This window comes from Mycobacterium sp. (genome assembly GCF_049281135.1).
In the GTDB taxonomy this organism is placed as follows: Bacteria; Actinomycetota; Actinomycetes; order Mycobacteriales; family Mycobacteriaceae; genus Mycobacterium.
In genome coordinates this window covers 1-4,947 of record NZ_JBAPRN010000502.1, presented here as the reverse complement: position 1 = coordinate 4,947, position 4,947 = coordinate 1, and the positions used below count along the sequence as shown (strand labels likewise).

The 4,947-nt window shown below is 64.4% G+C and carries 5 protein-coding genes; 3 read left to right on the top strand and 2 right to left on the bottom strand.

What is annotated here, in order from left to right; translation table 11 throughout:
- Positions 1-600 (top strand): AraC family transcriptional regulator (locus WAN02_RS20155; protein WP_422265998.1); only part of this gene is annotated, 600 nt, incomplete at its 5' end.
- An 11-nt stretch (positions 601-611) separates the two neighbouring features.
- Here the strand turns inward: WAN02_RS20155 and WAN02_RS20150 are convergent.
- Both WAN02_RS20150 and WAN02_RS20145 read right to left on the bottom strand, forming a co-directional pair.
- On the bottom strand, positions 612-1,181 hold the full coding sequence (locus tag WAN02_RS20150; protein ID WP_422265997.1) for a class I SAM-dependent methyltransferase: 570 nt from the start codon (positions 1,179-1,181) through the stop codon (positions 612-614).
- A gap of 514 nt (positions 1,182-1,695) precedes the next feature.
- Positions 1,696-3,423 carry an N-acyl-D-amino-acid deacylase family protein gene (locus WAN02_RS20145; RefSeq protein WP_422265996.1) on the bottom strand — a complete coding sequence of 576 codons (1,728 nt, stop codon included), beginning with the start codon at positions 3,421-3,423 and terminating at the stop codon, positions 1,696-1,698.
- A 49-nt stretch (positions 3,424-3,472) separates the two neighbouring features.
- Between WAN02_RS20145 and WAN02_RS20140 the strand changes: the two genes are divergently transcribed.
- On the top strand, positions 3,473-4,099 hold the full coding sequence (locus WAN02_RS20140; protein WP_422265995.1) for a TetR/AcrR family transcriptional regulator: 627 nt from the start codon (positions 3,473-3,475) through the stop codon (positions 4,097-4,099).
- Positions 4,100-4,108: 9 nt separating this feature from the next.
- A complete protein-coding gene (locus WAN02_RS20135; RefSeq protein ID WP_422265994.1) occupies positions 4,109-4,783 on the top strand; it encodes a hypothetical protein in 675 nt (224 codons plus the stop codon).
- The last annotated feature ends 164 nt before the right edge of the window (positions 4,784-4,947 follow it).

Sequence of the window (4,947 nt, the reverse complement as noted above, 5' to 3'; positions counted from 1 at the left end):
ATCTGGATCCCCGCCGGCACCTTCCACGCTCACCGAGCCTACGGCGAACTCAAGCTGCACACCGTGGGCCTGTCCGCCGCCGAAAATCCGCTCCAGCTCGACTCCCCGACCGTGCTGGCAGTCGGATCCTTGTTGCGCGAGCTGATCATCGCCTACACCGGCAGCGACGCCGACACTCCTGAGCGTGCTCGACTGCGCGCCGTGCTGCTTGACCAATTGCTCATCTCTCCGCAACAGCCGTTACACGTCCCGACGCCCACCGGTCCGCTGCTTCGCGCAGTCTGCGACATCCTGCACGCCGACCCCGCCGACAGCCGTACCCTCGCCGAACTCGGCCGCGCAGTGGGCGTGAGCGATCGCAGTCTGTCTCGCCTCTTTCGTCAAGACCTCGGGATGACGTTCCCGCAGTGGCGCACCCAGTTACGTCTGCACCGCGCGCTCGTTCTGTTGGCCGAACGAACACCGGTGACGACGGTGGCACACCAATGCGGCTGGTCGTCGGCAAGTGCCTTCATCGAGGTGTTTCGGCGCAGCTTCGGCCACACCCCGGGCGCGTCGGCTCGCCTCGATACTCCCGAATTAGATTTGGCGTCAAGCTAACTGCGTGGCGCCTAGCCGGGTTTGCTTGCGCGCCAACGCAGTCGAACTCCGGCCACGTCTGCGTGAATGTCGGTGAATCCCGCCAGGCCCAGGCGTGTCTTCAGCTCGTCTGGCCGGATCGGGTTGTAGGTATCTCCGATATGAATGAGCCGGAACGGAAGTGACGGCACGCGGTCGCTACCCGCAAACACCCCGCCAGGCCGCAGGACTCGAAATGCCTCCGCGAACAGCTGATCTTGCAGCCGATCCGTAGGGACGTGATGAAGCATGGTGAAGCACACCACCGAGTCGAACGACGTATCGGGCAACCCGGTATTGCTGCCATCGCCGTGCATCACCCGCGCCCGGTCGCCGTACAGCCGGTCCAACCGCTCGGCCATCGGCTTATCGACTTCGACCGCTGTCACCGCGCCGGCCCGCTCGACTAGTGCGCGCAAAGTCGCGCCGTAACCGGGCCCGATCTCGAGGGTCTGGTCGCCCAACTCCACATCGGCGAGTGCCCAGGGCAACAGCTCATCGCGGACCATATCGGCCCACCCCGCCGAACTACACCGTCGCTGATGCAACAAGTTCATCGCCATGATGTGGCGCCTTTCTGCTCGAAACTTCATGCAGTTCGCACGTTACGAGATACCGATGAGTGCTGGCTTCCGAAAATGTGCCTCGTTATATCGAAAAACCGCCACGGTCCGATCCCGCGCGACAGCATGCTGGCGAGACCCGTTCGGCCGGCTATTGCCGACTCGCCGTTGCTGATTCGCGCGCCCATACCCCGGCTCCGCCGACATGCGGCGCATCACGATTCTGCGGGAATACGCGCCAACGAGCCGCGTTGAACCCGGCGCAAGAAAGCGGCTAAAGGCAAGACCCATGACCAAAACCGAGGTAATTCGCGAGAATCTGCTACTCAAAGGTCTTGGTAGGCCGGTCCCGTTGAACGCGATTGACTGGAAGATCAAGCAACAGACCCCCTCAGCGTCCGATGCGCAGGTGCAGAAGGAGACGCTCGAGACCATCCGCACTCTGGTCGACGACGGACTGTTCCGGCTGGGGGACGTGAACAAATACTACTGCACCGCGACGTCGGCTAAATTCTCAGCGATTGGCGGCTTCCAGAAAGCGTCCCGCTTGCAGCTCGGTGCCGAATCCCGACGCGAATTCACCTTCGGTGTAGACGATCTGGCCGCCGACGATGGTGACGCTGACGAGAGCATCGTTGCGATTCACCATGCGCTTGACACTCGGCGCACCCGGGTAGGGCGCTTCGGCGTAGGCAGCGCTTGACCCGTCGAATCCGCCAGGATTGACGATGGCGATGTCCGCGCGTTTGCCATTGCGAAGGTAGCCGGTGTCGAGGCCGTACCAGTCGGCGAGTTCACCGGTCAGGCGGCGGACTGCGGTCTCCACGCGCAGCGATCGCCGGTGGTGAACGCGTTCGAGCATGCGGAGTCCGCTGTTATAGAACGCCATGTTGCGCAGATGCGCCCCGGAGTCCGAGAAGCCGATCTGAACGTTCGGCGACCGCTGCATCCGGTCCAGCACATCCGCGCGATCGTTGGCGACGACGATGCGCCAGCGCAACTTTGGGCCGTGCTCGACGGTCAGGTCGAGAAGAGCGTCGGCGGGTTCGATTCCACGCGTGGCAGCCACATCGGCGAACGATTGTCCGACGACGCCCGCGTCGGGGCAAGAGATGATTTCGGCGTCGGAAAGATCTCGGCTCCACACCCGCGGACCGAATTGTTTCGTCATGTCTTTGCGGAATTGACGGCGGTACGACTCGTCGGCGAGCAGCCGCCCGCGACTGACCTCGTCGCGGAAGTTCAGCGCGGCCGAGCCCGAACCGAACTCCTCGAAAACGACGAGATCGACCCCGTCGGCGTACATTTCGAACGGCACCGGCAGGTGCTGCCAACGGAAGTCGCCGCCGGCCCGGTTGGTGAGATCGGCAGCCAGCAAGGTCAGTTTTGCCGCCCGCCGATCGGCCTTGACGTCGGCGGCCGCTATCAGCGTGGTCTTCAACGGTCGCCGGAATCCGCGGCCGATGCTTTCAGCGAGGTAGCGAGAGACCTCCGCCTGCCGGGCCAGGTTCGGAGTGCTCTGGTGCACGCGCCCGCGTCGGCGCAGCACGTTGTTGAGAGCGTGGAACTCCGACCACTTCGCATAGGTCGAGGGCAATTGTCGTGCCGGGTAGCGAGTTCCCTCGAGCTTGGAGAAGGAGCTGCGCAGCGTCGACAGTCCAAGGAAACCGGCGTCGAGGGCATCGGAGAGCATCCTCTGCATTTGATCGATTTCAGCGCGGGTCGGGCGATAGCCGGCATCGACCGACCGGCCCAGTCCCAACACCGCGGCGCGGATGTCGGAGTGTCCGATGAATGCCGCGACGTTCGCCCCGAGCGGCAACGAATCCAGCGCCTTGACGTATTCAGCGGGCGTACTCCAGGTTTTGGATTCCTTGACCGCGTCGTGGACGATCTGCCACGGCAGCGCCTCGACGCGCGCGAACATGTCGGCGCAGTCGTCGGCGTCGCTGTAGATGGTCGACAGCGAGCAGTTACCGAGAACCACAGAGGTGGTCCCGTGCCGGACGGACTCACCGAGTCCGGGGCTGAGCAGAACTTCGGCGTCGTAGTGCGTATGCACATCGATCAGGCCGGGCATCACCCATTGGCCAGCAGCATCGACCGTGCGCGCGCCTTCGGGCAGACCTTGAGCGATCGCGGCGACTTTCCCGTCGCGGACCCCGACGTCGGCAGCGGTCGGCACCGCACCGGTTCCGTCGAACACCGTGCCGCCACGGATCACCACATCGAAGTTCGTCATCCCTACCCACCTTTCGATACTGGTTGGTATCGATTCGATACCGTAGAGTATGCTTTTGTCCATGTCGCCTGTCAAGCCACCGCGAACCCGCCCCACGCGGGGCGAGGTACGGGACCGGATCCTGGATGCAGCCTCGAAAGTTTTCGCCGCCGAGGGGTTCGCCGGCGCCACGATCGACGCGATCGGTCAGGCCGCGGGATTCACCAAAGGCGCGGTCTACTCGAACTTCGGGTCCAAGGACGAATTGTTCCTGGCCTTGCTCGATCGCGAGTTCGAGCTTCGTGGCGAGCAGATCGCCACGGCACTGGAAAGTGGCGGCGACACCGCCGCGGCTGCGCAGGCGTTGAGCCGGTCGGTGCTTGACTCGGTTCACGGCCACGCCGACTACTACGTCCTGTTCGTCGAGTACTGGTTGCGTGCCGTGCGCGATCCGGAGCTGCGCGAGCGCCTGATCGCGCGTCGTCATGCCGCGGCCGCTGACCAGGCGCACAACATCGTCGAATCGACCGCGGCCGCGCCGTCCGGTAAGCGATTGGCCGATCTCGCCCAGCTCGTCGTCACCATCAACTTGGGGATCGCGATGGAGGAAGTCCTCCGCCCGGGAACCATCGACCCGGACCTGCTCGCGGATTTGATCACCGGCCTCCTGGATTCTGTTGCGGTCCGAGGCGATTAGGAGCGATACATGGACACAGGGGATGAGACGGCCACGCGCGCGGTGATCACCGCGACCGGACTGGGGGTCGACGGCGAGCACGGGCCGCTGTTCTCCGGTATCGACCTGGCACTCACGGCGGGCTTTCACGCCGTTCAGATGCCCGGTGGGCCAGGACAAACCACGCTGCTGATGACGCTGGCTGGTCGCTTCAAGCCCACCCACGGCACATTGAAGGTCCTCGGCGATACGACGCCGCGGGCGATTCGCCGGCACTGCGCGATCGCGGCCTTTCCCGACATCGACGAACTCGAGGAATCGGTGACCGTGCAGACGGTGCTCGCCGAGCAGCGGCGCTGGCTGGCACCGTGGTATGCGCAGATCCCCCGGGAAGCCGGTCGGTCCAAGTTGACCGAAGTGTTCGGCGACACTCCTCCTCCGGCCCCCGGCACCTACATTGTCGAATTGTCGGACCTGGAACTCTTTTTGCTGCGGATCACGCTGGCGACGCTGTCCAACCGTCCAATTCTGGTGGTCGGCGATCTCGAACAGGTACGCGACAACGCGCGCCGCACGATCGCCGTCGAGCGGCTGGGCGAGCTCGCCACGCAGCGCACCGTCGTCGTCGGGGTCACCAACCCGCTCGGCACCGACGCGCCGGACCACGAACTACACGATCACCGCATCCTGACCGAAGGGGACTGACGATGCTGGCTGGACTCGCATTCGGCTCGGAAATCAAGCGTTTCGGCCGCAGCCGAATGACCCGGGTGGCAATCATCGTGCTGATGCTGCTGCCGCTGGTGTACGGGGCGCTGTACCTGTGGGCGTTCTGGGACCCGTTCGGCCATGTGAACAAGATGCCGGTG